Consider the following 26,784-nt stretch of genomic DNA (forward strand, 5'->3'; position numbering starts at 1 on the left):
TGATCGCAGCATCGGTATCTAAATAACGCGGTAGCGCTCAACGCTAACCACGATGCGAAGCGAGCCGCTCTTGATCTGCTTTTGATCTCAGGCGCCCCGTTAAACCACGCTGGCCGGAATTCGACAGGGATTTGGGGGGTAAACCGGCAGGGATGCCGGTTTAGCCGCCCCGCGCCATGGATGGCGCGTGGCGGCGGCCCCCCAAATCACTGGCGGATTACGGGCACACCGAGCCTAGGCGAGGTGCCGAGTGGTGGGGCAAGAGCCCTTTGGTTACTTTGGGGCTTTTCCAAAGTGACTCGCCGTCAGGGCGGAACCCTAAGCGGCCGTTACCGCAGCAATGGATATGCACACAATCCAACTGTGTTGACTGCCAGGCCGCCTTCGCGAGCAAGCCCGCTCCCACATTTGGATCGCCGGGCGTCAGGTAGATATGCGCTGGCCGCCGGGGCCGGCCCAGGCAGCCACTGCCTTACAGCCCGCCCGTGGCGTTGAAGCCAACCCCCAGCACCGTCAACACCGACAGTGGCAACAACAAGGTATCGAGCAACGCACTGGCCGGCAGGTCGAGATGGGGATAGCTCGGGGCCTCGGCGCCAAAGCGGTCCTTGGCGCAGCAGCCACCATTGATCGCGTACAGATCCAGCCGCGTGCCGGCATACACCACCGGTGCGCCCGGTTGCGCCGCATCCAGCGTGCGCGCCGTGGCGCAGCCGGTAAGTTGCAGCGCCATCAACAGCAGCAGCGCTTTATTCATCGCCGCCCAGATGGTGCTCACCCCAACGCGGCAGCATGTCCTGGGGAATGTTCAACAGGTTGAGAATGCGCGCCACCACAAAGTCCACCAGATCATCGATGGTCTGCGGCTGGTGATAGAAGCCAGGCGACGCGGGCAGAATGGTCACGCCCATGTTCGACAACTTGAGCATGTGCTCCAGGTGAATGCTCGAATACGGCGCTTCGCGCGGCACCAGGATCAATTGGCGGCGCTCCTTCAAGGTCACGTCCGCCGCCCGTTCGATCAGGTTGTTGCAGGCGCCCGTGGCAATCGCCGACAAGGTACCGGTGGAGCATGGCACCACCACCATGGCCGCCGGCGCACCGGAGCCCGAAGCTACCGGCGACATCCAGTCTTCTTTGCCGTAGACCTTGATCTGCCCCGCCGCCGCACCGGTGTACTCGGTGAGGAACGCCTGCATCATCTGCACTTTGGAAGGCAGCGCGACATCGGTCTCGGTCGCCAACACCAACTGCGCCGCCTTGGAGATCAGAAAATGCACCTCACGGTCTTCACGCACCAGGCAATCGAGCAGGCGCAGGCCGTAAGGCGCACCAGACGCGCCGGTCATCGCCAGGGTAATGCGCTCCGGCCCGCTCATTTCAACGCCTCGGCCAACTTGCCGTGCAGGCCGCCGAAGCCGCCGTTGCTCATGACCACCACGTGGGTGCCGGGCTGGGCCAAGGACTTCACCTGCTCAATGATGCCTTCCAGCGAATCGCAAACCTTCGAAGGTATGGTGCACAGCGCAGCAATAACCGGCAAATCCCAGCCGAGGTTGGCTGGCGCATACCACACCACCTGGTCGGCATCGTTGACGCTTTCAGGCAGGCCATCACGGTGTGCGCCGAGCTTCATGGAGTTGGAACGCGGTTCGACGATGGCGATGATCTGCGCATCGCCCACGCGCTTGCGCAGGCCATCCAGGGTGGTGGCAATGGCGGTTGGGTGGTGGGCAAAGTCGTCGTAAATGGTAATCCCATTCACGTCGGCGACTTTCTCCATGCGCCGCTTCACACTCTTGAACGCGCTCAAGGCGGCGATGCCCATGGCCGGCACCACGCCGACATGCCGAGCGGCAGCCAGGCTCACCAAGGCGTTGGCCACGTTGTGCTGGCCAGTCATGCCCCAGTCGACGATGCCTTGGGCCTGGCCTTCGAACAGCACTTCAAACCGCGAACCGTCGTCGCTGAGCAACCTGGCCTGCCACTGCCCACCCGCGCCGGTGGTTTGCACCGGGGTCCAGCAGCCCATGTCGATCACACGCTGCAACGCAGGCTCGGTGGTGGGATGAATGACCAGGCCTTCGCTGGGAATGGTGCGCACCAAATGGTGGAACTGCCGCTCAATCGCCGGCAGATCGGGGAAGATATCCGCGTGATCAAACTCAAGGTTGTTGAGGATCGCCGTGCGCGGGCGGTAGTGGACGAACTTGGAGCGCTTGTCGAAAAAGGCGCTGTCGTACTCATCGGCCTCGATCACAAAAAACGGTGTCTGGCCCAGGCGCGCCGACACCGAGAAGTTCTGCGGCACACCGCCAATCAGGAAGCCCGGGCTCATGCCCGCATGTTCCAGCACCCAGGCCAGCATGCTGCTGGTGGTGGTCTTGCCGTGAGTACCCGCCACTGCCAGGACCCAACGGCCTTGCAGCACATGGTCGGCCAGCCACTGGGGGCCGGAGACGTAAGGCAAGCCTTTGTTCAGTACGTATTCCACCGCCGGGTTGCCGCGCGACATGGCGTTGCCGATGACGACCAGGTCCGGCACCGGGTCGAATTGCGCAGGGTCGTAACCTTGGGTCAGCTCAATCCCTTGCGCCTCTAGCTGCGTGCTCATGGGTGGATAAACATTGGCATCGGAGCCTGTTACGTGATGGCCCAGCTCTTTGGCCAGAACCGCCATCGAACCCATGAACGTACCGCAGATACCCAGAATATGAATGTGCATAGTCGACCTCGTAAACATCGAGGCAGGTTAGCGTAGGGTGGGAAAGTTCGCACGCATTAGCTGAGGGCGAAACGCCCGCCGGTAGGATCCGGCGGGCAAAAGGAATGACTTAAACCGTGGTGCGCGTGTTGTTAAGCTCAGCGCCTTTCAAGGTCATGATTCGGTCAGCGGTTTTTTTCAAGGCATGGTACCGACGCTCGATCACGCCTAAGCGGCCACCGGTACCAGGGGACGTTTGTGACTCGATGTGAGGTTTGAAAATCAGCTCGTGGTCCTCGGCCAGTTGTTTCATATGGGTTTCTGAAACGTCCAGTAACTGCTCAAGGTTACTCATGCGTGCCCCGCGCTCCTTGGGCCAGGCGTCGCCCATGACAAGCCGGTCTCCGGTGTTTCCCGCCAGCGTGATGATGAGATTGGCAAACTCCAGCATCACCTTTTCTACGCGATCCAAATGGCGTGTGGCCCCAGGCGCAGGCTCATCGGGTGTGGGCGGCGTAATGACTGGCGGCGCTGGCTTCTGACCGGCCTGCACACCGCCAGGCAAATGCGGTGGCGGTGGCGGCACCGGCGACGGTACGTATTGGCCCTTGATCGCTTCCCCCGCAGCCACGGACCCGGCATAAGCGCCCACATTGATCGGCGCGCTGACCATGCCATTGATGCCTGCGTTGATGAACGCGTCCTTGACCATCTTGCCGGTAGAGGGCGATGTAGAAATAACGCCCGCCTTGACCAGCCTGTCGGCATCCAACAGCCGCTGGGTGACATCGGCCACACTGACCTTGGGCGATTCCGCCGGTTTTACAGGGGGGGTGCCACCGAGAGGGGGCGTCTGAGGCCCCTTGGTCAGCGCGTCCTTGAGCCTACTGGCCGTCGACTGGCCTGAACTGCCCGCGGTCACGCTGGTGCCAGAGGCGTCGTGGGTTGCCGTCGGTTTTTTCCCTCCCGTCGCGGTTTGGGGCCGGGTAGGCGTGGGACTGACCGGGGCCGGCGGTACCCTGGGCGACGGCGGGGGAGACACGGGCGGTGTGGGCCTGGACCCTCCCCCGAACCGCCGCCCGAAGATTCCACGCCTGATGCGCACCTTCGGCGTTTGATCAGCCTGCGGCTCAGACAACTGCGTGCCAGGCTCATGCTCAAGGGGGTGCATCGGTTCGCCCCAGCCCGCCATCAAGGGCTGCGGTGCAGGCGTGGGCGTAACATCAAGTTGAACAGGGAGTTGTGGCACAGGAGTCGTTATTGGACTTGTAATATTCATGTGTTGTCACCCTAGAAGTTTCAAACAACGGTGTTTAAGGGCAAGTGATGCTCTGCCCTTATTCCATCAGTGCTTAAAACAGCGCACCACGTTCCGGGACGACGTGAGTGCGTAGAGCGATAAAAAACCTTAAATCACGTGGGACAAAAAACGAGCAGTCCGCAATAACTGAGTTATTCCGACAACTGTCGCGCCCCTAATGCATAACCTCCCGTGAAATCCCATGTTTGCGTAACTTGCGGTACAGCGTATTGCGACTGACGCCCAGCTGTTCAGCCACATGGCTCATGTGCCAGCGCTGCTGCGCCAACGCATCGAGTAATGCCTGACGCTCGGCGCTCTCCAGCGGCGAGGCGCACGGCGCATCCAGCCTCTGCCCTTGGGGCCGCGCCTGTCGAATCAGCGCCGGCAAGTCCTCAAGCCCGACTCGCCCGCCCTCACAAAGCGCCACTATTGTGCGCAACACCGTACGCAACTGCCGCAGGTTGCCGGGCCAATGGAATGCCAACAAGGCTTGGCGCGCAGGCTCGTCGAGCATCACCTGCTCGGTGCCCGCCTCTTGGGCCAGGAGGAAGTCCAACAGTTGCGACTTGTCAGTGCGTTCGCGCAACGGCGGCAGGGCAACTTCCAAGCCGTTCAGGCGGTAATACAGGTCTTCGCGAAAGCTGCCATCGGCCACACGCTCCAGCAAATTGCGGTGCGTGGCGCTGATGATGCGCACGTTCACCGCTTGGGGTTCACCACCGATAGGCACCACCAGGCGGTCTTCCAGCACCCTTAACAGGCGGGTTTGCAGCGCCAGGGGCATGTCGCCGATTTCATCGAGAAACAGCGTGCCGCCATCGGCCTGTTGCAGCTTGCCGCGCATACCTTCTTTAAGGGCGCCAGTAAAACTGCCGGCGCGATAGCCAAACAATTCGCTCTCGATCAGGTTTTCTGGAATCGCCGCACAGTTCAGCGCGACAAAGGCCTTGTCGCCCCGCTGGCTAGTCTGGTGCACGGCCTTGGCGAAGGCTTCTTTACCGCAGCCGGTTTCGCCGTTGATCAGTAAGGGCACGTCGCGCTCGAACACTCGCGAGGCCTTGCGCAGCTCATTTTGCAACGCCGGGTCGCCCAGGCAGATACCCAAAGGCCGTGGCGCCTGCGGCTTGATGATAGGGGCCGGCACACTGCGCGGCTGGCCTCGCAACGCTGCAAACAGAGGCCGACCCTCGCGGGTGCGCAATGGCCAACTGGCCGTGGCATTTGCGCTGGCGCGCCCCAGCAACTGATCCAGGGAACAGTCGAAAAACGCTTCCACCGGCTGGCCCACCAAACCGCCGCGCAACTGCCCCAACAGGTTCAGGGCGCTCTGGTTGACCGCACAAATGCGCCCTTCGCCATCGAACGCCAGCAAGCCCTCGCTGAACAACCCGACCGACTCGGCCTGCAGGTGAAAACGCAACAGCCAGTGATGTTCGAAGTGACGCAGGAAGTAGCAACTCTCGATCATCTTGGCCGACAGGTTCACCAGCGCCATGGTGTGGAACTGGCTCTGGCGTGACACGGCTTCGCGGGCCGAGGACACATCCAGCACCGCCAGCAATTCACCATGAGGGTCGAACACCGGGCTGGCCGAACAGGTCAGCCCGGTATGGCGGCCGCGAAAATGCTCGTCACGGTGGATCGTCAACGACTGCCGTTCCACCAGGCAGGTGCCGATACCGTTGGTGCCTTCGCAGGCTTCGCTCCAGTCAGCGCCCAGCCATAAGCCGGCGCGCTCGAAGATCTTGCGCTCCGACGGCGCGGTGACACAGTTGAGGATCACCCCGCGTGCATCGGTGAGCAGCACCGCGTGACCGGCGCCGGAGAGTTGCTGGTGCAGGCTGTTCATTTCGCTGCCGGCGATGTGCAGCACTTGCCGCAGGCGTTCGCGACTTTCCAGCAGGCGCCCGTGTTCGAGCACAGTGGGCGCGATGGTCAGCGCCGGGTCGAGGTGGTAGTCCTCCACACAGCGCAGCCAGGAGCGGGCGATGGACGGGTCGCTGCCAGGCCCCTGGGAAAGCTCTTGGCCCCGGGTGACGGTCAAGACTTGCTGGGCATGGCGACTGAAATGATCGTTATGCATGTTCTTATTATTCTCCCTGCGTGAGAACGCCCAGCATCCCCCAGCCATCCGGCCATTGCAATCCCGGCCCGACCCACCGGTCACAGGCTGTACCGTTTGTGGCACAAACTGTCACCTGGCCTGTATCACCCCTGTCACGGCAACGCCTTGCAACAACGCCCAACCCCTTGATTTTGCGGGCCCGCACAGCAGTGGCCCAACCTTTGCTCTACGCTTTATAACGCGCTTGCCGCGCTGTACTCCAATAAACATAAAAGCAGGAGATGCCCACCATGCGTTATGCACACCCCGGTACTGAAGGCGCCATCGTTTCGTTCAAGGCCAAGTACGGCAACTACATCGGCGGCGAGTTCGTGGCACCGGTCGATGGCAACTACTTCTCCAACACCTCGCCGGTCAACGGCAAGCCGATTGCCGACTTCCCGCGCTCCACCGCCAAAGACATCGACAAGGCGCTGGACGCCGCTCACGCAGCCGCCGATGCCTGGGGCAAAACCTCGGCCCAGGACCGCTCGCTGGTGCTGCTGAAAATCGCCGACCGCATCGAGCAAAACCTCGAACTGCTGGCCATCACCGAAACCTGGGACAACGGCAAGGCCGTGCGCGAAACCCTAAACGCCGACATCCCCCTGGCCGCCGACCACTTCCGCTACTTCGCCGGCTGCATCCGCGCGCAGGAAGGCAGCAGCGCGGAAATCAACGAACTCACCGCCGCCTATCACTTCCACGAGCCGCTGGGCGTGGTCGGCCAGATCATCCCATGGAACTTCCCGCTGCTGATGGCCGCGTGGAAACTCGCGCCAGCCCTGGCCGCCGGCAACTGCGTGGTGCTCAAACCCGCCGAGCAAACGCCGCTGGGCATCAGTGTGCTGATGGAACTGATTGGCGACCTGCTGCCGCCAGGCGTACTGAACGTGGTGCACGGTTTTGGCAAAGAAGCCGGCGAAGCCCTCGCCACCAGCAAGCGCATTGCCAAGATCGCCTTTACCGGCTCAACGCCTGTGGGCTCGCACATCATGCATGCGGCGGCCGAGAACATCATTCCGTCCACGGTTGAGCTGGGCGGCAAGTCGCCGAACATCTTCTTCGCCGACATCATGAAAGCCGAACCTCAATTCATCGAAAAAGCCGCCGAAGGCCTGGTGCTGGCGTTCTTCAACCAGGGTGAAGTGTGCACCTGCCCTTCCCGTGCACTGGTGGAAGAGTCGATCTACGACGACTTCATGAAAGTGGTGATGAAAAAGGTCGAGTCGATCAAGCGTGGCGACCCGCTGGACACCGACACCATGGTCGGCGCCCAGGCGTCCGAGCAGCAGTTCGACAAGATCCTGTCCTACCTGGAAATCGCCAAGGGCGAAGGCGCGCAACTGCTCACCGGCGGCAAGGTCGAGAAGCTCACGGGCGACCTGGCCACCGGTTATTACATCCAGCCGACCCTGCTCAAGGGCACCAACGACATGCGTGTATTCCAGGAAGAAATCTTCGGCCCGGTGGTGAGCATCACCACCTTCAAGGACGAAGCCGAAGCCCTGGCGATTGCCAACGACACCGAGTTCGGCCTGGGCGCTGGCCTGTGGACCCGCGACATCAACCGCGCCTACCGCATGGGCCGGGCGATCAAGGCCGGCCGTGTATGGACCAACTGCTACCACCTGTACCCGGCGCACGCCGCGTTTGGCGGTTACAAGAAGTCTGGCGTAGGCCGTGAAACCCACAAGATGATGTTGGATCACTACCAGCAGACCAAGAACTTGCTGGTGAGCTACGACATTAATCCGCTGGGTTTTTTCTAACCCCACAGAAGCAACAACCGTCACTGTAGGAGCGAGCTTGCTCGCGAAGAACGTTAACGATAACGCGAGTAGCCTGACTCCCCCGAGGCGCTCGCAAGTTTTTCGCGAGCAAGCTCGCTCCTACATTACCCGGCGCCAACCTGTCGGGATCAAAACAATAAGAATGGAAGGTACTTCCCATGCCTAGCGAACCCACTGGTTCTTCTGTCGACTTTGAAAAAGTCGGCACCGATTACTTTCAACAACGCGAACTGAAAAAAGGCGCCGCCGGCTGGGTACTACTGGTTGGCCTGGGCGTCGCCTATGTTATTTCCGGAGACTACGCTGGCTGGAACTTCGGCTTGGCCCAGGGCGGCTGGGGCGGCATGTTCCTCGCTACTTTGCTGATGGCCACCATGTACCTGTGCATGTGCTTTTCCCTGGCCGAGTTGTCTTCCATGATCCCCACTGCTGGCGGTGGCTACGGTTTTGCCCGCAGCGCCTTCGGCCCCTGGGGCGGGTTCCTCACCGGTACTGCCATCCTTATCGAATACGCCATCGCGCCCGCCGCCATCGCGGTGTTTATCGGCGCCTATTGCGAGTCGTTGTTCGGCATTGGCGGCTGGATGATCTACCTGGCGTTCTACATCATCTTTATCGGCATCCACATTTTTGGTGTGGGTGAAGCTTTGAAGTTGATGTTCGTGATCACCGCCGTCGCCGCGATCGCCCTGGGCGTGTTCCTGGTGTCGATGGTGCCGCACTTCAACGTCGCCAATCTGCTCGACATACCCGTGACCGAGGCCAAGGGCGCCAGCAGCTTCCTGCCGTTCGGCTACGTCGGCGTGTGGGCCGCGATCCCTTATGCCATCTGGTTTTTCCTGGCGGTGGAAGGCGTGCCGCTGGCCGCTGAAGAAACCAAGAACCCCAAGCGCGACCTGCCGCGCGGGCTGATTGGCGCCATTGTGGTGCTGACCAGTTTTGCCCTGTTGATCCTGGTGATCGCGCCGGGCGGTGCGGGTACTTACGCGCTGATCAAATCCGGCAACCCGCTGGTTGAAGCTTTGGCGTTGTCCTACGGCGGTTCCACCTGGATGGGCAGCTTCGTCAACCTGGTCGGCCTGGCCGGTTTGATCGCGAGCTTTTTCTCGATCATCTACGCCTATTCGCGGCAGATCTTTGCCTTGTCCCGTGCCGGTTACCTGCCGCGCAAATTGTCCGAGACCAACAAGAGCAAGGCGCCGGTATTGGCGCTGGTGATCCCCGGGATTATCGGCTTTGGCCTGTCGCTGACCGGCCAGGGTGACTTGCTGATCCTGGTGGCGGTGTTTGGCGCCACGATTTCCTACGTATTGATGATGGCCGCCCACATCACCCTGCGCATCCGTCGCCCTAAAATGGAGCGGCCATACCGCACGCCCGGTGGCATCTTCACCTCGGGCGTGGCGCTGGTGCTGGCCTGCGTGGCCGTGGTGGCGGGCTTTCTGGTGGACCCACGCGTGGTGATTGGCGCGGCGATCATCTATGGAGTATTAATTGCTTACTTTGCTTTCTACAGCCGGCATCACTTGGTAGCAGGCACGCCGGAAGAGGAATTCGCGGCGATCCAGGCCGCAGAGACCGCCCTGCACTAACTGCCGAAAACCTCGACGCGGCGCCTTGCCCGCAGCAGGCCCGCGTCATCAAGGAGACACTGTATGGCAAGCTTTTCCCACGCGGTAGGTGCTCAAACCTACCGCTTCGACAGCCTCAAGGACGTGATGGCCAAGGCCAGCCCCGCACGCTCCGGGGACTTCCTCGCCGGTGTCGCCGCGCAGAATGACGGTGAGCGTGTGGCGGCGCAGATGGCGCTGGCAAATATCCCGCTCAAGCACTTCCTGCAGGAAGCATTGATTCCTTATGAAAGCGATGAAGTCACCCGGCTGATCATCGACACCCACGATAAACAGGCGTTTGCAGCGGTCAGCCACCTCACCGTCGGCGGCCTGCGCGACTGGCTGCTCAGCGACGCGGCCGATGAACAGGCCCTACGCGCATTGGCGCCGGGGCTGACACCAGAAATGGCCGCGGCGGTGTCCAAGATCATGCGCGTGCAAGACCTGGTGCTGGTGGCGCAGAAGATCCGCGTAGTCACCCAGTTTCGCGGCACCCTGGGCCTGCGCGGGCGCTTGTCCACGCGCTTGCAGCCCAACCACCCTACCGACGAACCCGCCGGCATCGCCGCGAGCATTCTCGACGGCCTGCTGTACGGCAACGGCGACGCCATGATCGGCATCAACCCGGCCACCGACAGCATCGCCTCGATCTGCGCCATGCTGGAGATGCTCGACGCGATCATCCAGCGCTACGAAATCCCCACCCAGGCCTGCGTGCTGACCCACGTCACCACCTCCATCGAAGCGATCAACCGCGGCGTACCGCTGGACCTGGTGTTTCAGTCGATTGCCGGCACCGAAGCGGCCAATGCCAGTTTCGGGATCAACCTGAACGTGCTGCAGGAAGGTTATGACGCGGGCTTGAGCCTCAAGCGCGGCACCCTGGGCCAGAACCTGATGTATTTCGAAACCGGCCAGGGCAGCGCCTTGTCGGCCAATGCGCACTTTGGCGTCGACCAGCAAACCTGTGAAACCCGAGCCTACGCCGTGGCCCGGCACTTCAAGCCGTTTCTGGTGAACACCGTGGTCGGCTTTATCGGCCCGGAGTACCTGTACAACGGCAAGCAGATTATCCGCGCGGGCCTTGAAGACCACTTCTGCGGCAAGCTGCTCGGCGTGCCCATGGGGTGCGACATCTGCTACACCAACCACGCCGAAGCCGACCAGGACGACATGGACACCCTGCTGACCCTGCTCGGCGTGGCGGGCATCAACTTCATCATGGGCATCCCCGGTTCCGATGACATCATGCTCAACTACCAGACCACCTCGTTCCACGACGCCCTGTACGCCCGGCAAACATTGGGTTTAAAACCGGCGCCGGAGTTCGAGCAGTGGCTGGCGAAAATGGGCATCTTCACGCAGGCTGATGGCAAGGTGCACTTCGGCAACAGCCTGCCACCGGCCTTCCGCCACGCCTTGGCGCAATTGGGATGAAGGAGCCGACTGTGCAACCAGAATTGCCTGACAACCCGTGGCTGGAACTGCGCCGCCTCACCCCGGCGCGTATTGCCCTGGGCCGCACCGGTACCAGCCTTCCCACCAGCGCCCAACTGGACTTCCAGTTTGCCCACGCCCAGGCGCGGGACGCGGTGCACCTGCCCTTCGATCACACCGGCCTCAGCCGCCAATTGGCCGAACGTGGCCGAGACAGCCTGTTGTTGCACAGCGCCGCCACGGACCGGCACATCTACCTGCAACGCCCGGACCTTGGGCGACGCCTGAGCGATGAGTCGGCGCAAACGCTGCGCGACTACGCCCTGGCCCAGCCCGGTGGTGTGGACTTGGCAATCGTGGTGGCCGATGGCCTGTCGGCACTGGCAGTGCATAAACACACCGCGCCGTTTCTGGCGCGCCTGGAAGAACAGACCCACGCCGAAGGCTGGTCCTTGTCACCGGTGATCCTGGTGGAGCAAGGCCGCGTGGCGGTGGCAGACGAGATCGGCCAACTACTCGGTGCCAAGATGGTGGTGATCCTCATCGGCGAACGCCCAGGGCTCAGCTCGCCGGACAGCCTGGGCCTGTATTTCACCTACAACCCCAAGGTCGGCCTCACCGATGCCTATCGCAACTGCATCTCCAATGTGCGGCTCGAAGGCTTGAGCTACGGCATGGCGGCCCATCGCCTGCTGTACTTGATGCGAGAGGCGTGTCGCCGGCAGTTGTCGGGGGTCAATCTCAAGGATGAGGCGCAGGTTCAGACCCTCGAATCCGACGACCCGGACCTGATGAAGGGCAATTTCCTGCTCAGCCCGGCGGATGACCGATAGCGGCACGATTGCGCTTTTTGGCGTCATTAGGCAGCATCGAGTCACGGCCGCTCGTGTGGTCATACCCCATTTGGAAGTTGAGGCCTGGCATGCGGATTACTCAAGCGACCCTGGAACACCTGGACCTGTTGACCCCGTTGTTCGTCAAATACCGCGAGTTCTACGGGGCCTTGCCGTTCCCGGACTCGTCACGGGCCTTTTTGGAAAAGCGCCTGCGGCGCAAGGAGTCGGTGATCTACCTGGCCCTCGCCGACGATGACGACAAGCGGCTGCTGGGGTTTTGCCAGCTGTACCCGAGTTTTTCCTCGCTGTCGCTCAAGCGGGTGTGGATCCTCAACGACATCTATGTGGCCGAGGATGCGCGCCGGCAACTGGTGGCTGACAACCTGATGCGCACGGCCAAGAAAATGGCCAAGGACACCCACGCGGTGCGGTTGCGGGTATCGACCAGCAGCGATAACGACGTGGCGCAGAAGACCTACGAGTCGATTGGGTTTCGCGAAGACACCGAATTTAAAAACTACGTGTTGCCGATCAGCGAAGACTGAAAACCGGTAAGCCAAACACCGCAATATCCTTGTGGGAGCTGGCTTGCCTGCGATGGCGGAGGGTCAGCCATACTGTATCGGCTATCGCAGCCTAGGTATCTACCTGACCCTGTGGCGAGGGAGCTTGCTCCCGTGACGGCCTGACAGCCGACGCTTATCTACCTGACGCGACGCAGTCCAAATGTGGGAGCTGGCTTGCCTGCGAAGACGGCCTGACAGTCAACACAGTTGGATTGTGTACATATCCATTCCTGCGGTAATGGCCACTTAGGGTTCCGCTCTGACAGCGGCTCACTTTTGAAAAGCGCAAAAGTAAGCAAAACGCTCTTGCCCCACCACTCGGCACCTCGCTTAGGCTCGGTGTGCCCGTAATCCGCCAGTGATTTGGGGGGCCGCCGCCACGCGCCATCCATGGCGCGGGGCGGCTAAACCGGCATCCCTGCCGGTTTACCCCCCAAATCCCTGTCGAATTCCGGCCAGCGTGGTTTAACGGGGCGCCTAAGATCAAGATCAAAAGCAGATCAAGAGCGACTCGCTTCGCATCGTGGTTACCGTTGAGCGTTATAGTGTTGTGTAGATACCTATGGCCATCGCAGGCAAGCCAGCTCCCATACTTGATCCGGCGACTCAGGCGAAGCCCAACCCCTTCACAATTTCGCGACACTCCCCGCTACAAAAGCCACACGCTTTTCACCTCTCAATCCGTATAATGCCGACCTTTCAGGGTTGTAAGAACCGCGACAATTACTTGTAGCCTTATTGCCTGAGCTTCCGCACAAGCCCGCTGAGTCGGGCTATTCACACAGGTGCCATCCATGGATTTCAACCCGCTCGACCTTATCCTGCATCTCGACGTCTACCTCGACATGCTGGTAACCAATTACGGTCCGTGGATCTACGCCATTCTGTTCCTGGTGATTTTTTGCGAAACCGGCCTGGTGGTCATGCCCTTCCTGCCGGGCGACTCCTTGCTGTTCATCGCCGGAGCCGTAGCAGCCGGCGGCGGTATGGACCCAGTCTTGCTGGCCGGCCTGCTGATGCTGGCGGCCATCCTCGGCGACAGCACCAACTATGTGATCGGACGAACGGCGGGCGAGCGCTTGTTCAGCAACCCGAACTCGAAAATTTTCCGCCGCGACTACCTGCAAAAAACCCACGACTTCTACGACAAGCACGGCGGCAAGACCGTGACCCTGGCGCGCTTCCTGCCGATCCTGCGTACCTTCGCGCCGTTCGTCGCGGGCGTGGCCAAGATGCCGTACCCGCGCTTCTTCGGCTTCAGCGTACTGGGCACCATCCTGTGGGTCGGCGGCCTGGTGACCTTGGGTTACTTCTTCGGCAACGTGCCTTTTATCAAGAAGAACCTGTCGCTGCTGGTGGTGTTCATCATCCTGCTGTCCCTGGTGCCAATGATTATTGGCGTGGTGCGCAGCCGCTTTGGCCGCACGTCCTCCGAAGCCAACCCGCACTGACCGCCCGTGTGGTCCTTCAGCGCCTGGCGTCGCCGGCGCCTGCTGGCCAAGCACCCGATTGCCGATGACACCTGGCAACGGGTGCGCCACCATCTGACCTTCCTCGACGGCATCACGCCAGAGCAAGACCAGTGGCTGCGCGAATCCTGCGTGGTGTTCCTCAGTGAAAAACACCTCACCGCCCTGCCCGGCGTCGAACTGCACCAGGAACAACGCCTGCTGCTCGCCGCCCAGGCGCAACTGCCGCTGATGAACCTGGGCGACCTCGACTGGTACCAGGGCTTCCATGAAATCGTGCTGTACCCCGACGACTTCCTCAGCCCACAACGCCATCGCGATGCCAGCGGCGTCGAACACGAGTGGGACGGCGAACACAGCGGCGAAGCCTGGCAACAAGGCCCGGTGATCCTCGCCTGGCCCGGCGTGCTCGCCAGCGGCCAATGGGAAGGCTACAACCTGGTCATCCACGAACTGGCGCACAAACTGGACATGCTCAACGGCGACGCCAACGGCCTGCCGCCCCTGCACCACGACATGCGCGTGCAAGACTGGGCCAGCGTCATGCAAGGCGCCTTCGATGACCTCAACCGCCAGTTGGACGCCAACCCGGACGCCGAGACCGAGATAGACCCTTACGCTGCGGAAAACCCGGCGGAGTTCTTCGCCGTCACCAGTGAATATTTCTTCAGCGCCCCGGATTTACTGCTCAATAGTTATCCACAGGTGTACGCCCAACTCAGCCGCTTTTATCGCCAGGATCCCCTGGCCCGCCTAGCCCAACTGCAAGCCAGCGACCCGCGCTACTCGCCACAGGGCGAATGACCGTACGACGCTTGGCGCATGGCATCGGCGTCAGAATATGCCTATAATCGCCGCCACTTTTAGGCCAATCCGGCCATGTCATATGGCCAACTAACGGGGGCAACGCCCAATGAGCTACAGCAAGATTCCGGCTGGCAAAGACCTGCCGAACGACATCTACGTCGCCATCGAAATTCCGGCCAACCACGCGCCGATCAAATACGAAATCGACAAAGACAGCGACTGCCTGTTCGTTGACCGTTTCATGGCCACCCCGATGTTCTACCCGGCCAACTACGGTTTCATCCCCAACACCCTGGCTGACGACGGTGACCCCCTCGACGTGCTGGTCGTGACCCCTTACCCGGTCACCCCAGGCTCGGTTATCCGCGCACGCCCAGTCGGCATCCTGAACATGACCGACGACGGCGGCGGCGATGCCAAAGTCATCGCAGTACCACACGACAAGCTGTCCCAGCTGTACGTGGACGTGAAGGAATACACCGACCTGCCGCCACTGCTGCTGGAACAGATCAAGCACTTCTTCGAGAACTACAAAGACCTCGAAAAAGGCAAGTGGGTGAAGATCGACGGTTGGGGCAACGCAGACGCTGCCCGCGCCGAGATCATGAAGTCGGTTGCCGCCTACAAAGGCTGATACCCGCGCCTCATTGCCACAGCAATTAAAAAGCCCCGTTAATTCGGGGCTTTTTTATGGGCCGAATTAAACATCAAGTTCAATGTTTATTTGCAGCGTTTAACTAAGTTGCACACCTGAAAGATCCAGCCACAACTAAGCCAAATCCTACAACCGCAAATCAACGCATGGTTTATTTGATTAGACTTTCCGGCCAGTAAACTCTGCGTTTATGAATACATCAGGTGATCGTTTAAAAGCGCTACTACGGGAAGTTCATCTTTCCGCCTCCGACTTCGCCAAGAACCGCGGCGTCACGCCTCAGCACGTGAACAATTGGTTCAAACGCGGCGTCCCCATGGGCCGACTCAACGAGATCGCAGAGTTGCTGTGCGTCTCAAGCCGCTGGTTAAGCGACGGCAAAGGCCCCAAACACCCGCCCGCCAACTACCTGTTGGAAGGCCCCACCGCAAGGATTGCAACCGCCCGCGAAGACACAGGCAAATACCTCACAGGCCCCGCCTGCCGCCCGGAAAAAACCGACGTGGAGATCCCTCTCCACCCCACCTTCACCTCAACCGAACGCATCCGCGTTAACCTGCACAGCCTGGAAACACTCAACGTCAACCCTGACCGCGCGATAGGCGCCTACATGGTCGACAACAGCATGATCGACATCATCCAACAAGGCGCTACCCTCGCCATCGACCGAGGCCGCACCCAAATCATCGACGGTGAAATCTACGCCGTCGAACACGACGGTATGCTGCGCATCAAATACCTCTACAACCGCCCTGGCGGCGGCCTGCGCATGCGCAGCCACAACGCCAGCGAACACCCGGACGAATACCTCAACCACGAAGAACGCTTCGAGCAGAGCTTCAAGATCGTCGGCTGGGTATTCTGGTGGTCCACCCTCAACAACCGCCGCCCACCGGTCCCCCTGGATGAACACCTACTGGGCTGGGAAGGCTCTAAATCGGAACCGGAGGTGGGCAACTGAAGTGAATGTGGGTATCATGCGCCGCACATTTGGCAGGGGTCGCTTTTAGCTGATTCCCTGCCGGCGAAGCGGAGGAGTTCCCGCGGATGCCCCTACTATTCAGCCAGACGCCATGTGGGCTGAGCGATTTGAAGGCTGGTGAGGTTTGTCAAAAACAAGCTGAGGCAGTCCCCGAGAAGCCGGCCACAAGCCGGCTTTTTAATGCCCCCCTTAAACATCAATCACGTAGCCTTAAAGATCCACTCTGCCCCCCCTGAACATGTCTCTGGTGCAGTAGGCAGCCATTCAAAGGCCAGTGGGCTCCAGCAATATCAAAATGACTCGACGCAATCTAGGTGTATTACCCCTTCTTCATTGCTTCACCCAAATAGTCAGCGACCTGATCGATATCCAACATGTCGCCAACAGCGACACGAGGATAAAATATGTCGCAAAAATACAAAAAAAACGACACGTTATGCACGCGGGCTTACACTAGCGACATGACAAGGGCGCTTATAAAAGCGGCCTTACCTTTAATTGGACGTCCTAGTGAGCGTGCGCCCATGACTAACCCCCAGCGGCCTTGGCAGGCGGATAGACCCTATAACCAGCTTCCACCCTTGCCGCCAAAGGCAGAACTGGAAACCCGAGCGGTCCTCAAACGCTGCATCGAAGCTCGAGCAGCCTTGGCCGAATTGAAACAAGCAGCCGAGCTGATTCCTAACCAAACGATGCTGATCAATACGATCCCGCTGCTGGAAGCCAAGGACAGCTCCGAGATCGAAAGTATTGTCACTACTACAGATTTACTCTTTCAGCATGCCCAGGATGGCACCAATCATGCAGATCCCGCGACCAAAGAAGCCCTCCGGTACCGCAAGGCTCTACATAACGGTTTCCAGTCTCTGGCTGAACGTCCACTCTCTACCGGCACAGCAGTAGAGATCTGTCGAACGCTCAAGGGTGTAGACATGGACATCCGTCGAGTGCCAGGCGTCCAGCTAGCCAATGATCGGACCGGAGAAATCATCTATACCCCACCAGAGGGCGAAGATCGCTTACGCGACTTGCTCGCCAACTGGGAACGTTTTCTACACAACGAGACAGACCTCGACCCGCTGGTTCGCATGGCTGTCGGGCACTATCAGTTCGAGGCTATTCATCCATTCACAGATGGCAATGGTCGTACCGGGCGTGTGCTAAACACCCTGTATCTGATCCAGGAAGGTCTGTTGAATCTACCGATTCTCTACCTTAGTCATTTCATCATTGCGCATAGAGCCGATTATTATCGACTACTGCTTGATGTCACACGCGAACAGGCCTGGGAGCCCTGGCTGCTGTACATGCTCACTGCCGTGGAAGAAACCGCTCGCTGGACCAGCGCCAAAATTGCCGCCATTCGCAGCCTGTCCGAACACACCAGCCAATTTGTTCGCGAGCGTCTGCCGAAAACCTATTCACGCGAATTGGTGGACGTGATTTTTGAGCAGCCCTATTGCCGTATTAGCAACGTCGTCGACAAGCAGATCGCTCAGCGCCAGGCTGCTTCTCGCCACCTCAAAGAGCTGGTCTCCATTGATGTTCTGCAAGAGGTTCAGGTCGGAAAGGAAAAACTGTTCATTCATCCAAAGCTGATGCAGTTGCTGATTCGCGACAGCAACGAATTCAAGCCCTATTTCTGAGCCGAAATTAATGAAATCGTGAATGAGTCGCCTGGACGATAACAACCGAACAGGCGACGTTGTATCACCTAGCCTGCAAACACTCCACAGCCCTATCCGCCACCATCTTCGCCATCTCCACCAAATGCATTACCGCCCTCTGTGGCGCAGCCACTGACTCGCCGATCACCTGCGATGTAGCCAGCGCACAATGCAGCAGCTCAGCCACCTGCACCCAGGCATCCTCGAAGCTCAGTTCTTCATTGACCGTGAATGGGTTGGTTGCACCTGACGACGGCGAATCTGAAACAACGTTATCCATAGCAAAACTCCAATCGATAATTTGAAGCTGCCATTTACGCGACTAAACGAAAGGTGGCAGCTGTACGCAGGTTAGTCGACCGGTCGATTGGAACCCGGCGCACCCGAAGGTGCCCTGCGCACAGCCACCATAAGATGCAGGCGATGGGGTGCCTGACTCATGAGTTGCTTATGCGCCAATCGAATCCGGGCGACTAAACCCGATCACTGAATTAGCAGTGACGGTCAGCAGCCTAGTCACCCAATTCCACTGGCGCAAGCGGTTGGGATTCTCTAGGAAACGTCCTGCAAATGAAAGGGATCGGACCTGCTGGCTACTCAAAATCAGGCAATTCACTCCTGTTCTGCACAGCAACCCGGAGGCCTGAAATCGGGCGCCAACCATTGTCCACTTTAAGTTGACAGTAAGACGCCTCCCACCCGATTTATCCCTCGTCACCCACCCATTAATCTGTGCCCATGTTGAACGCAACGCCCAACCAACCTAAACAAAAAAGGATTCAACCATGAGCACTGCAACCTACAACCGCTTGAACAAAGACGACGCCATTGTTCTGCTGGTCGACCACCAGACCGGCCTGATCTCCCTGGTGCAGGACTTCTCCCCCAACGAGTTCAAGAACAACGTGCTGGCCCTGGCTGACCTGGCCAAGTTCTTCAACTTGCCGACCATCCTCACCACCAGTTTCGAGCAAGGCCCTAACGGCCCGCTGGTGCCGGAGCTGAAGGAGATGTTCCCGGACGCGCCGTATATCGCTCGCCCCGGTCAGATCAATGCCTGGGACAACGAGGATTTCGTCAAAGCGATCAAGGCCACCGGGCGTAAGCAGATCATCATTGCCGGTGTAGTAACGGATGTGTGTGTGGCGTTCCCGACGCTGTCGGCGCTGGCGGAAGGGTTTGAGGTGTTTGTGGTGACGGATGCATCGGGCACGTTCAATACCACCGTGCAGCAAGCGGCGTGGAGCCGGATGACGCAGGCCGGTGCACAGTTGATGAACTGGTTCTCGGTGGCGTGTGAGTTGCACCGCGACTGGCGCAACGACATCGAAGGGCTGGGGAATCTGTTGTCCCAGCGGATTCCTAACTATCGCAATTTGATGAATGGGTATGCGGCGCTGACTGCCCAATCTAAGTAAGTCACCACGCTGTATGACAAGCCTGCTTTGAAAAGCAGGCTTTTTCATTCCACGGCTTACCCGGCCAGCAATTGCCCAACCACCGCCTTGAATTTGGTCAGAGCGCCTATCCGCTTAGCAACAGCTATCTACCTGATGGTATGCAGCTTCCATCGCACGGCAGGTAAACAAGCCTGAGCGGCATAACGTGGATCAAGTGGCATTGGCAAAACGCTCCGGAACGGTAATGAGGAACTCTTTATCGAGTCGACCGCCCCGGATGATTTGCCGCTTGCCCTTACCCATGTCGATGCTGGAACGATCTATTCGCCTATACCACGCATGGTTCGCGTTACGTGCCAGCAACAGGAACACACGTTTGACGCGGATCGAGTTGCACGCTTCAAGCAGTTTTTGCAGGCGTTTGGGGCTGAGTGTGGCCAGACCGCTCAATACATCGGCCACACCGCTGAACAGCATTTCATCGTCGCTTTGATGGATAAGCTCAAGCACCGCACGCTCCGGGGTGGAGATTTTTAGCGCAAATTGGCGGTACGGCACTTGGAAAACTTGTAACGCCATATCTTCCAGCCCCGCAAAGAGCGCACCTCGGTAGAAATTTACCTGGGCCTCCCATTCGTGCTTGCGAAACCAGCCTGGCAGAAGAGCTTCTGATGCGCCGAATAGATCGACTGTCTGCTTTCCGAAGGTCAGGTAGTGGCTGTAACCGGCCAAGCTCAACGCCGTCGCACCACCCGGCCAAATCTGCACCGTTGCGTCTTGTTGCAGTGCGAAGACACCGCCGTGCCAGTCAAGATCGTCGCCGCTGCGTTTCCACGCACCATGCCCCACACGCTCTACCCAACCCGTGTGCTGATACTTTTGAATGAGGCTCGGCCCAACGCCGTGTTCGTGCAGCCACGCTTGGGTGGCAATGGAGCCCGGTGGCCATTCAGCGAGAAGATGGTTTATTTTCATGATAAATATCACCCTATAAGGGTATTTATATGAAAAATATTAAACCACGAGAATGCTGGGTATGACTATTCTTGCGAAGCTTTGATTGCAGCCGTGAATGGGTACGTCAATACCAGGGCGCGGTGACGCGGAGCGTCAGTGGATGCGTTACCACGCGGAGCGTGGGAACGATCAACTTCCTTAATCCAGGATCAAGTGCGGCAGAAACCGGCTTGAGTCCTTGGTGATCAAGCTATTGTCCTCGCGCACACCGATGCCGGCGGCCTGGTCGCCAATTACCCAAGAGCCGATCAGCGTGTAGCTGTCACCAAATTTTGGCAGCGGCGCGAACTCTTGAAGGATGAAGGGCGCATCCGTGTAGGGGCCGTCTTCTTTTACAGTCAGGCCGTCGGCGGTTTGCAGTTCGATGTTGGCGCCTTCCCGTGAGAAGAAAGGTTTGCGCACCCAGCCTTTTGGCACGGCTTTACTTGGATCGGTGTCCAGGTGGGACGCGAGCAGGTTGGGGTGGCCTTTGTTGAATTCCCACAGCAGCGGCAGGATGCCTTTGTTGGAAATAATGGATTTCCACGCGGGCTCGAAGAACTGTGTGTCGCTCTGGGCAATCGCGGCACCAAAGGGTTCGTGGAAGATGAACTCCCAGGCATGCAGTTTGAACAGGTGGGGGATCCAGCGATCTTCAAGGTCGACGAAGCGGCCTTCGCTGGTCAGGCCGATGTCTTCGATGTCGATGTGGCGCGATTCGATGCCGACCTTTTCGGCGACCAGGCGCAGGTAGTCGGTGGTGCCTTTGTCTTCGACCGAGTCTTTCATCGAGGCGAAGTAGAACGGCTGGTTGACCTGCAGTTGCGCGAAGGCCTGGTGCAGTTTGGTGTCGATGCTGTTGAACTGGTCGGCGTGCTTGGGCAGCAGGCCGCGTTCGATGCATTGTTCCAGCCAGCCCCACTGAAATGCCGCGGCCTCGTAGAGGCTGGTGGGGGTGTCGTAGTTGAGTTCCAGCAACTTGGCGGGCCCGCTGCCGTTGTAGGAGAAGTCCATGCGCCCGTACAGGTGCGGGTGGCCTTCGAGCCATGAGGTGCGGATCATGTCGTAGAAGGGCGCGGGGATGCTCAGGCGCTCAAGCAGTTCTTCGCTGTGGACCACGCGGGCGACGAGGTCCATGCACATGTCATGGAGCTCGGTGGTCGGGTCTTCGAGGTCGTGCTCGATTTGCTTGAGCGTGAACTGGTAGTACGCGCTTTCGTCCCAGTAGGGTTCGTCGTCGATGGTATGGAACAGGAAGCCGAGACTCTCGGCGGTATGTTTCCAGTCATGACGCTCTGCGCATTGGATCTTCTTCATGGCCGGTTTCCTTAGCTGCTCGACCCGCCGCCCCAGCCGCTGCGTGCGCTGGCTTTGCTGCCGAAGCCGCCCCGGGAGGTGGCCGATGAAACCGAGCTCGATTTAGGTGAAGAACGCAGCGTGTTGGTGTAATTGCTGCTGCCGTACCGGGCCTGGTTGGAACGGCCAAAGGTCGCGCCATTGGACACGCGTTGGTTGAGCGTCGAGTTGCCGTAATTGCCGCGATCATCGCGATAGCGGTACACCGGCTCCGAGCGGTAGCTGTTGCGGTTGTTGCTCAGCATGTTGCCGATCAGCAGGCCGGTCAGCAGGCTGCTGGTAGAGAAGCCTGAGCCACCGCCGCTGGCCTGAGCGTTGGCCGCTTGCGCATTGGCAGCATCAACCTGGGATTGTGTCACCTGGCCTTCGGCAGTCAGTTCGAAGCCGCCCAAGCGTGGGATGAACTTGCCGGTGGAGTCTTGCTGGCACCAGTCGGCAACAAAGTCGGCGTCGCAGTCGGCCTGGCTGTCGTACACCGGCGCTATGCGGCGATGCTCGGACATGGCGGTCATGTAGGCGTCCGAGCAGACGTCTACCGGAAGTTTTTCATCGGCGCATTGCTGTACCGATTGGAAGTTGTACTTCTTTTGCAGGTCGTAGGTTTTTTCCGTTGGGCCACAGCCGGATATCGCCATGGCGACCGACGCTGCCAGCGACAGCTGGACGTACTTGCTTCGTTTCATCGGGAGCTCCGTGGGCAATCAGTTCGAGGTGGGCGTCATGCACGCGGCATTCAGCATGCCGACGCTGATGGCCACCGCGGCCACGTAGATACCGGCCGCCAGTTCGCCCTTCTTGATGCGCTCGGACGTGCCTTTGAGCACCAGGCTGGTCAGCAGGAACGCCAGCAGCTGGACGACGGCGGCGATCACGGCCCAGACGATGAAGTCGAGAACGTTGATCGAGTAGGCAATCACGTTGCTGGCCGGAATGGCGAAACCGACGATGGCACCGCCCAGGGCGACCGCTGCGGAGGTGTTGCCCGCACGGATCAGTTCGAACTCCTTGTGCGGGGTGATGCGGGTGTAGATGAACTGGAACAGCGCGAACAGTACCGCAGCCCCCAGGATATAGAGGACAAAGCCGAGCACGGCAGCTTTGTTAAGGGAGATGGAGAGTGCTTCTAGCATGGACGGCTTCCTTTTTTAGAGCGTAGTCAGGTCGGTGGTGTACAGCGAAATGCCCAGGGATGTGCTCAGGCTGATGGTGCCTTCGGCATCTTCTTCGACGGAGAACAGCAGGAACTCTCGACGGTCGGTCAGGCCGGTGTCGCGGGCGTATAGCATCGAACGGTGCTCGACGCTGTAGGTGGCTTCTGGGCTGGTGACCTGCTCGCTCATCGCCACCAGTTCGGTCTGGCCGTCCTCGCTGCCCCACTCACGGAAGAACTCGACGCCGTCGTGGGTGTAAGTCGGCAGCCCGATCAGGCTCTGTGGGCCCGCCAGCCTGCGCAGTTCCGCTTCGCTGCTGAGGGTGACGTAATTAAGGTAGTTGAACAGAATCACCGACTCGACCTGGCCTGCGACCTGCCCGGTGGTGTGCACCTGCAACCAATAATCTTCGTCGTTCATGTAATAGCGCGACAGCCAGGTGGACTGGCCGAGGTCGATGGTGCCGTTGCTCCAGATTTCCTGGGAACCGGGGATCACCACGTTGGTTTTTTCATCGAGCAGCAATTTCAGGGTGGTGTCGAACATCACCCCCTTGCCCGGTGCCAGGCCAAGCGGGCCGGTGGCTGGCAGGCTTGGGCTGGCGGTCCGGTTCGAGTCGGTAGTGGCTTTTGGGGCCTCAAGCCCCATTAACTTTTTAAGCCATCCCATGGGAGATTTCCTTAAGCCGAGTGGAAGCGATGTAGAAGAGTTCGCCGCCTTTGACCTGTGTGGCACTGGGCGGGTTGATCGACGCCTGCTGAACACCTTGGGCGCGATAGCCGATGAGGGTGGCGTTGTGGCGCTCCTTCATCTGCGTGTACAGCTCGCCGAAGGTTGCCTCAAAGGCATCGGGCAATTTCATCAGGTACTGGGTGGCGCCCTGCCCCACGCACAGCAATTCATTGATCACCACCGACGAGCCCGGATCCTGAGAGGCGCGCACCAGCATTTCGATTGCCATGCTGGACGTGCATTCCAGCCGCGGGGCGTAGGAGCTGGCGAGTGCGGCGATTTCACTTTCGTTGAAGTGGGCGACCACATGCCCGACGGGGTGTAGTTGGTTCACCGCCAGCACGGTGGCCAGCGTCAGGTCATCAGACGGGGTTCGCACCAGCACACGCTCGGCACCGGGCACACCGGCACGCAGCAACAGCGCGGTGGAAGACAGGCTCTCGCCGCGGATGAACGCTGCTTTGCCCGGCATCGGGTTTTCTTCAAGGCTGCAATCGCAGATCACGATCAAGTTGTCGTTGGAGGTTTCGTCTTGCAGCAACAACTCAATCACCCGCTCGCTGGACGCGCCCTCCCAGCCGATCAGCACGGTATGGCCGACCTTGCCGGTGAAATCACCTTTGCCCTTCATGCCTTTTCTCCATGCATCGATAACACTGCTGGTGGTTTTGCCGATGGCTGCCGTGAGCAGCGCAATGCCCCCGAGCATGACCCAGGCCGCCACGAAAATTCGCCCCGCCGAGGTCTGCGGTGCGAGGTCGCCATAGCCGACGGTAAGTGTGGTGGTGAGATAGAAGTAGATAAACGTGGCGGGAGCGGTGAGGTGTTGTTCGCCCAGCAACACAAGGCCCAGGTAAGCCGTGCTCAGGTGCATACCCAAGGCAACGATCAGCCCTGCCCAACCGAAGCGGTGAAAGAGCGACGAGGCGTACATGCGTAACAAAAGGAAAATCGACATTTAGCCCCTGGCTCCCTGGGTACTTGAATCCTGACGACAGCATCGCCTCGGCTTCTGGATGCTCAAGTGCGTTCACCCGGCATTAAACCCGCTGCGCGGCCTGGATAGAAGTACCTTGGCTGCAATAAATCCAGCGAGCGCGCCAAACAGATGCCCTTCGAAGGAAATGCCCTGCCGGGGGAGGAAGCCCACGATCAGGCCGCCATATAGCAAAGCGACGACAGCGGCTGTTAGCAGGTTGCCCCAGCTTCTGTGGAACCAGGCGCGAGAGAGCAGGTAGGCCCATAGCCCGAACACCCAACCGCTGGCGCCGACGTGTACGCCTGAAAAACCAAACAGCCAGACCAACAAGCCGCCCAGCAGAATGACGATGGCACTGACGGCAATGAACCGGCTGACCCCTTCGATCATGACCAAAGAGCCCAAGACCAAAAAAGCAATCAGGTTGGCGCTCAGGTGGGCGAAGGAGGCATGCAAAAACGGTGAGGTGAGGATACCGAACAGGCCCTGCACCGTTCTCGGGATCAGCCCGAACGCCATGAGGCTGTAACCGGTCGCCACATTGAGCAGTTGCAGCGCGACCATGAAGAGGGCCAGGCCTGCGATTGTCTTGAAACCGTTCAAGGCGTTCATCCTGACCTCAACATGAAAAGAAGTGCCCAATGCCGCTCAGTGAAACACCGCCCCTTGTGGGAGCGGGCTTGCTCGCGAAGGCGTCGGCTCAGTCAACATTGACAGTGACTGCCCCACCGCTTTCGCGAGCAAGCCCCACTTTGGTCTGCGCTGCTTGGACTTGCCTTTATTACTCAGCCGACTTTTGCTTCAGACGCTCCAGAATCGCATTGGCGCTGCCTTCGTTCGGCGTGATGCCGGCATCGCGCAGTTTGCGCTCCAGGTCCGTGCCCGTTGACGCATCAGCCAGTTCATCCTGGGCTTGCAGCTCAGCGGCACGTTGCTGCTGTTTGGCCTGCAAGCGATTGAGCGTACCAACCGCGGTTTCCAGCTTGCCGTTGGCACCGCCGCTGGCAATGGAGGCGCTGACCTGTGCTTTTTGCACGCTGTCGCGAGCCTTGGCCATGTCCACTTGCTGGCGCAGGCTTTTGATGCGGCTCTCGGCCTTGGTGATGTCTTTGCGCATGCTTTCAGCGTACCCACCGAACTCGGTGGTCTGCTTTTGCTCCACATCCCGCTCGTTGGTCAGGGTCGAAATGGCTTCGGCCACTTCCAGGGCGAGGTCTTCACGGTTGGCCTGGATAGCGGCCATCGCCTTGGATTCCAGGTCTTTGATCTTGGCGTCGTACTCGCCAACGCGATCAGCCGCCAGTTTGTGCTTGGCCATGATGCTCACCAGCTCACGCTTGGCGTTGGCCAAGGCGCTGTCTGCATCGCGAATTTCCTGGTCAAGGATGCGCAGGGCCTGTTGGTCGACGATCGATTCGCCGACTTCGCTGGCGCCGCCACGCAACGCGGTGAACAATTTGCTCCAGATGGACTGAGTCATTGGATTTTCCCGAATAATTAAATGAAGAAACGTTCGAAGGCTTCGCTGGCGCGCTGCACGTTATCAACCAGGGTTTTCACCTCGGTCACGATGTTGGTCAGGCTGGAGTCGGAGCTGAGTGCACCGAACATGTTGTAGACCACCTGCCCGTTCGGCATGGACTCGATGCCGATGGACGACAACGGGAACATCTCCCGGCTGCGCAGCACCGCGTCGTTGAAGGCCGGCACGTCGTTGATGGACTCAGCGTCAACCAGGACGGTATCCACAATGATTTGCTCGCCCACCACCGCGATGTAAATCGGCAAGCCACCAAAGTCGTTCATCTCAAGCTTGATGCTGGACTCGGAGCCTTGGACGAGAGAAAGCGTAATGTCATTGGACGTCACGTCATCCAGGGCCTGAAGAGCACTGAAGAGGCGATCGATATTCCAGTTGGTACCTGCGCTCATGAAATTCTCCGACATGAATGAGCCAGCCAGGATCGGTTGGCGTAGCTGTTTCTCCATTTGCTTGAGCAGGCTTCGGTTTTCGGGAAGCACCCAAGTCTCGTGTTTCACATAACCGGCCGCCGCCAGCCCCGCACGCATCTGCTTCATGTAAAAGCTCGACGGCTTTTTTGCGGGCGGCTTCAAGCGCTCTCCCTTGAGGCTTGCTGAATCGGTATCGGGCCCTGCTGATGGGCTCGATGGAGAGCTGCTGTTCATGGTACTGACCTCGCTGTGAAAAACTCACGCGTGAGAAAATCTACAGG

General features: G+C 59.6%; 26 protein-coding genes. 11 read left to right on the top strand and 15 right to left on the bottom strand.

All coding sequences use genetic code 11. The features are described from left to right. Window positions 1-472 precede the first annotated feature (472 nt). The 5 genes from N2A98_RS23525 to N2A98_RS23545 all read right to left on the bottom strand — a co-directional run bounded on the left by N2A98_RS23525 (window position 473) and on the right by N2A98_RS23545 (window position 6,090). Window positions 473-757 (bottom strand): YceK/YidQ family lipoprotein, encoded by a 285-nt coding sequence (locus N2A98_RS23525; protein ID WP_003194502.1) that lies wholly within the window; start codon window positions 755-757, stop codon window positions 473-475. Next, window positions 750-1,379: a flavin prenyltransferase UbiX gene (gene ubiX, locus N2A98_RS23530; RefSeq protein WP_032895136.1), complete on the bottom strand. Its 630-nt coding sequence runs from the start codon at window positions 1,377-1,379 to the stop codon at window positions 750-752. Before ubiX ends, N2A98_RS23525 begins: the two co-directional genes overlap by 8 nt. Beyond that, window positions 1,376-2,725, bottom strand: a complete 1,350-nt coding sequence (gene mpl, locus N2A98_RS23535) for a UDP-N-acetylmuramate:L-alanyl-gamma-D-glutamyl-meso-diaminopimelate ligase (protein WP_275622717.1) — start codon at window positions 2,723-2,725, stop codon at window positions 1,376-1,378. The genes ubiX and mpl overlap by 4 nt, the downstream gene beginning before the upstream one ends. A gap of 109 nt (window positions 2,726-2,834) precedes the next feature. Further along, window positions 2,835-3,626, bottom strand: coding sequence for a hypothetical protein (locus N2A98_RS23540; protein ID WP_275622718.1), 792 nt, complete (start codon window positions 3,624-3,626; stop codon window positions 2,835-2,837). 553 nt (window positions 3,627-4,179) lie between these two features. Then, window positions 4,180-6,090 carry a sigma-54-dependent Fis family transcriptional regulator gene (locus N2A98_RS23545; RefSeq protein WP_044268997.1) on the bottom strand — a complete coding sequence of 637 codons (1,911 nt, stop codon included), beginning with the start codon at window positions 6,088-6,090 and terminating at the stop codon, window positions 4,180-4,182. A gap of 272 nt (window positions 6,091-6,362) precedes the next feature. Between N2A98_RS23545 and N2A98_RS23550 the strand changes: the two genes are divergently transcribed. The 10 genes from N2A98_RS23550 (at window position 6,363) to N2A98_RS23595 (ending at window position 17,915) form a co-directional block, all read left to right on the top strand. Beyond that, window positions 6,363-7,883, top strand: coding sequence for an aldehyde dehydrogenase family protein (locus N2A98_RS23550; RefSeq protein ID WP_032895131.1), 1,521 nt, complete (start codon window positions 6,363-6,365; stop codon window positions 7,881-7,883). 179 nt (window positions 7,884-8,062) lie between these two features. Next, window positions 8,063-9,496, top strand: coding sequence for an ethanolamine permease (gene eat, locus N2A98_RS23555; protein ID WP_275622719.1), 1,434 nt, complete (start codon window positions 8,063-8,065; stop codon window positions 9,494-9,496). Between the two features lie 63 nt (window positions 9,497-9,559). Further along, window positions 9,560-10,954, top strand: a complete 1,395-nt coding sequence (locus tag N2A98_RS23560) for an ethanolamine ammonia-lyase subunit EutB (protein WP_003194516.1) — start codon at window positions 9,560-9,562, stop codon at window positions 10,952-10,954. Further along, window positions 10,951-11,787 carry an ethanolamine ammonia-lyase subunit EutC gene (eutC, locus tag N2A98_RS23565; RefSeq protein WP_078803901.1) on the top strand — a complete coding sequence of 279 codons (837 nt, stop codon included), beginning with the start codon at window positions 10,951-10,953 and terminating at the stop codon, window positions 11,785-11,787. The genes N2A98_RS23560 and eutC overlap by 4 nt, the downstream gene beginning before the upstream one ends. Before the next feature lie 89 nt (window positions 11,788-11,876). Then, a complete protein-coding gene (locus tag N2A98_RS23570) occupies window positions 11,877-12,335 on the top strand; it encodes a GNAT family N-acetyltransferase (protein ID WP_078803902.1) in 459 nt (152 codons plus the stop codon). An 815-nt stretch (window positions 12,336-13,150) separates the two neighbouring features. Next, window positions 13,151-13,807 (top strand): DedA family protein, encoded by a 657-nt coding sequence (locus N2A98_RS23575; RefSeq protein WP_003194521.1) that lies wholly within the window; start codon window positions 13,151-13,153, stop codon window positions 13,805-13,807. A 6-nt stretch (window positions 13,808-13,813) separates the two neighbouring features. Then, window positions 13,814-14,629, top strand: a complete 816-nt coding sequence (locus N2A98_RS23580) for a M90 family metallopeptidase (protein WP_275622720.1) — start codon at window positions 13,814-13,816, stop codon at window positions 14,627-14,629. A gap of 109 nt (window positions 14,630-14,738) precedes the next feature. After that, window positions 14,739-15,266: an inorganic diphosphatase gene (gene ppa / locus N2A98_RS23585; protein ID WP_003176323.1), complete on the top strand. Its 528-nt coding sequence runs from the start codon at window positions 14,739-14,741 to the stop codon at window positions 15,264-15,266. A 211-nt stretch (window positions 15,267-15,477) separates the two neighbouring features. Further along, a complete protein-coding gene (locus N2A98_RS23590) occupies window positions 15,478-16,248 on the top strand; it encodes a S24 family peptidase (RefSeq protein WP_044269006.1) in 771 nt (256 codons plus the stop codon). A 545-nt stretch (window positions 16,249-16,793) separates the two neighbouring features. Continuing rightward, the gene (locus N2A98_RS23595) at window positions 16,794-17,915 is read left to right on the top strand and encodes a Fic family protein (protein WP_047712259.1); all 1,122 of its coding nucleotides are present in this window, start codon (window positions 16,794-16,796) and stop codon (window positions 17,913-17,915) included. A gap of 64 nt (window positions 17,916-17,979) precedes the next feature. On the opposite strand, the gene N2A98_RS23600 is transcribed toward N2A98_RS23595, so the two are convergent. Then, entirely contained in the window at window positions 17,980-18,216 is a 237-nt protein-coding gene (locus tag N2A98_RS23600) for a hypothetical protein (protein ID WP_275622721.1), read from the bottom strand. 505 nt (window positions 18,217-18,721) lie between these two features. Between N2A98_RS23600 and ycaC the strand changes: the two genes are divergently transcribed. Next, window positions 18,722-19,354 (top strand): isochorismate family cysteine hydrolase YcaC, encoded by a 633-nt coding sequence (gene ycaC, locus N2A98_RS23605; protein ID WP_069557506.1) that lies wholly within the window; start codon window positions 18,722-18,724, stop codon window positions 19,352-19,354. Between the two features lie 192 nt (window positions 19,355-19,546). Here ycaC and N2A98_RS23610 read toward each other — a convergent pair whose 3' ends face one another. The 9 genes from N2A98_RS23610 to N2A98_RS23650 all read right to left on the bottom strand — a co-directional run bounded on the left by N2A98_RS23610 (window position 19,547) and on the right by N2A98_RS23650 (window position 26,629). Continuing rightward, complete coding sequence (locus tag N2A98_RS23610; protein WP_044269015.1) at window positions 19,547-20,311, bottom strand: type IV toxin-antitoxin system AbiEi family antitoxin; 765 nt, start codon at window positions 20,309-20,311, stop codon at window positions 19,547-19,549. Between the two features lie 180 nt (window positions 20,312-20,491). Continuing rightward, a complete protein-coding gene (locus N2A98_RS23615) occupies window positions 20,492-21,649 on the bottom strand; it encodes a glutathionylspermidine synthase family protein (protein WP_078803906.1) in 1,158 nt (385 codons plus the stop codon). An 11-nt stretch (window positions 21,650-21,660) separates the two neighbouring features. Further along, window positions 21,661-22,371, bottom strand: a complete 711-nt coding sequence (locus N2A98_RS23620) for a DUF1190 domain-containing protein (protein ID WP_275622722.1) — start codon at window positions 22,369-22,371, stop codon at window positions 21,661-21,663. An 18-nt stretch (window positions 22,372-22,389) separates the two neighbouring features. Continuing rightward, window positions 22,390-22,818: a DUF350 domain-containing protein gene (locus tag N2A98_RS23625; RefSeq protein WP_003194539.1), complete on the bottom strand. Its 429-nt coding sequence runs from the start codon at window positions 22,816-22,818 to the stop codon at window positions 22,390-22,392. Between the two features lie 15 nt (window positions 22,819-22,833). Then, complete coding sequence (locus N2A98_RS23630; RefSeq protein ID WP_275622723.1) at window positions 22,834-23,508, bottom strand: DUF2491 family protein; 675 nt, start codon at window positions 23,506-23,508, stop codon at window positions 22,834-22,836. Next, the gene (locus tag N2A98_RS23635) at window positions 23,495-24,529 is read right to left on the bottom strand and encodes an ion channel (protein ID WP_275622724.1); all 1,035 of its coding nucleotides are present in this window, start codon (window positions 24,527-24,529) and stop codon (window positions 23,495-23,497) included. The genes N2A98_RS23630 and N2A98_RS23635 overlap by 14 nt, the downstream gene beginning before the upstream one ends. A gap of 72 nt (window positions 24,530-24,601) precedes the next feature. Beyond that, window positions 24,602-25,162 (bottom strand): rhomboid family intramembrane serine protease, encoded by a 561-nt coding sequence (locus tag N2A98_RS23640; RefSeq protein ID WP_044269027.1) that lies wholly within the window; start codon window positions 25,160-25,162, stop codon window positions 24,602-24,604. Window positions 25,163-25,331: 169 nt separating this feature from the next. Further along, window positions 25,332-26,030 carry a PspA/IM30 family protein gene (locus tag N2A98_RS23645; RefSeq protein WP_057975573.1) on the bottom strand — a complete coding sequence of 233 codons (699 nt, stop codon included), beginning with the start codon at window positions 26,028-26,030 and terminating at the stop codon, window positions 25,332-25,334. Between the two features lie 17 nt (window positions 26,031-26,047). After that, a complete protein-coding gene (locus N2A98_RS23650; protein ID WP_032895109.1) occupies window positions 26,048-26,629 on the bottom strand; it encodes a YjfI family protein in 582 nt (193 codons plus the stop codon). Window positions 26,630-26,784: the final 155 nt, after the last annotated feature.

The organism is Pseudomonas sp. FJ2-5-13 (genome assembly GCF_029201605.1).
Classification (GTDB): Bacteria; Pseudomonadota; Gammaproteobacteria; order Pseudomonadales; family Pseudomonadaceae; genus Aquipseudomonas; species Aquipseudomonas lactis.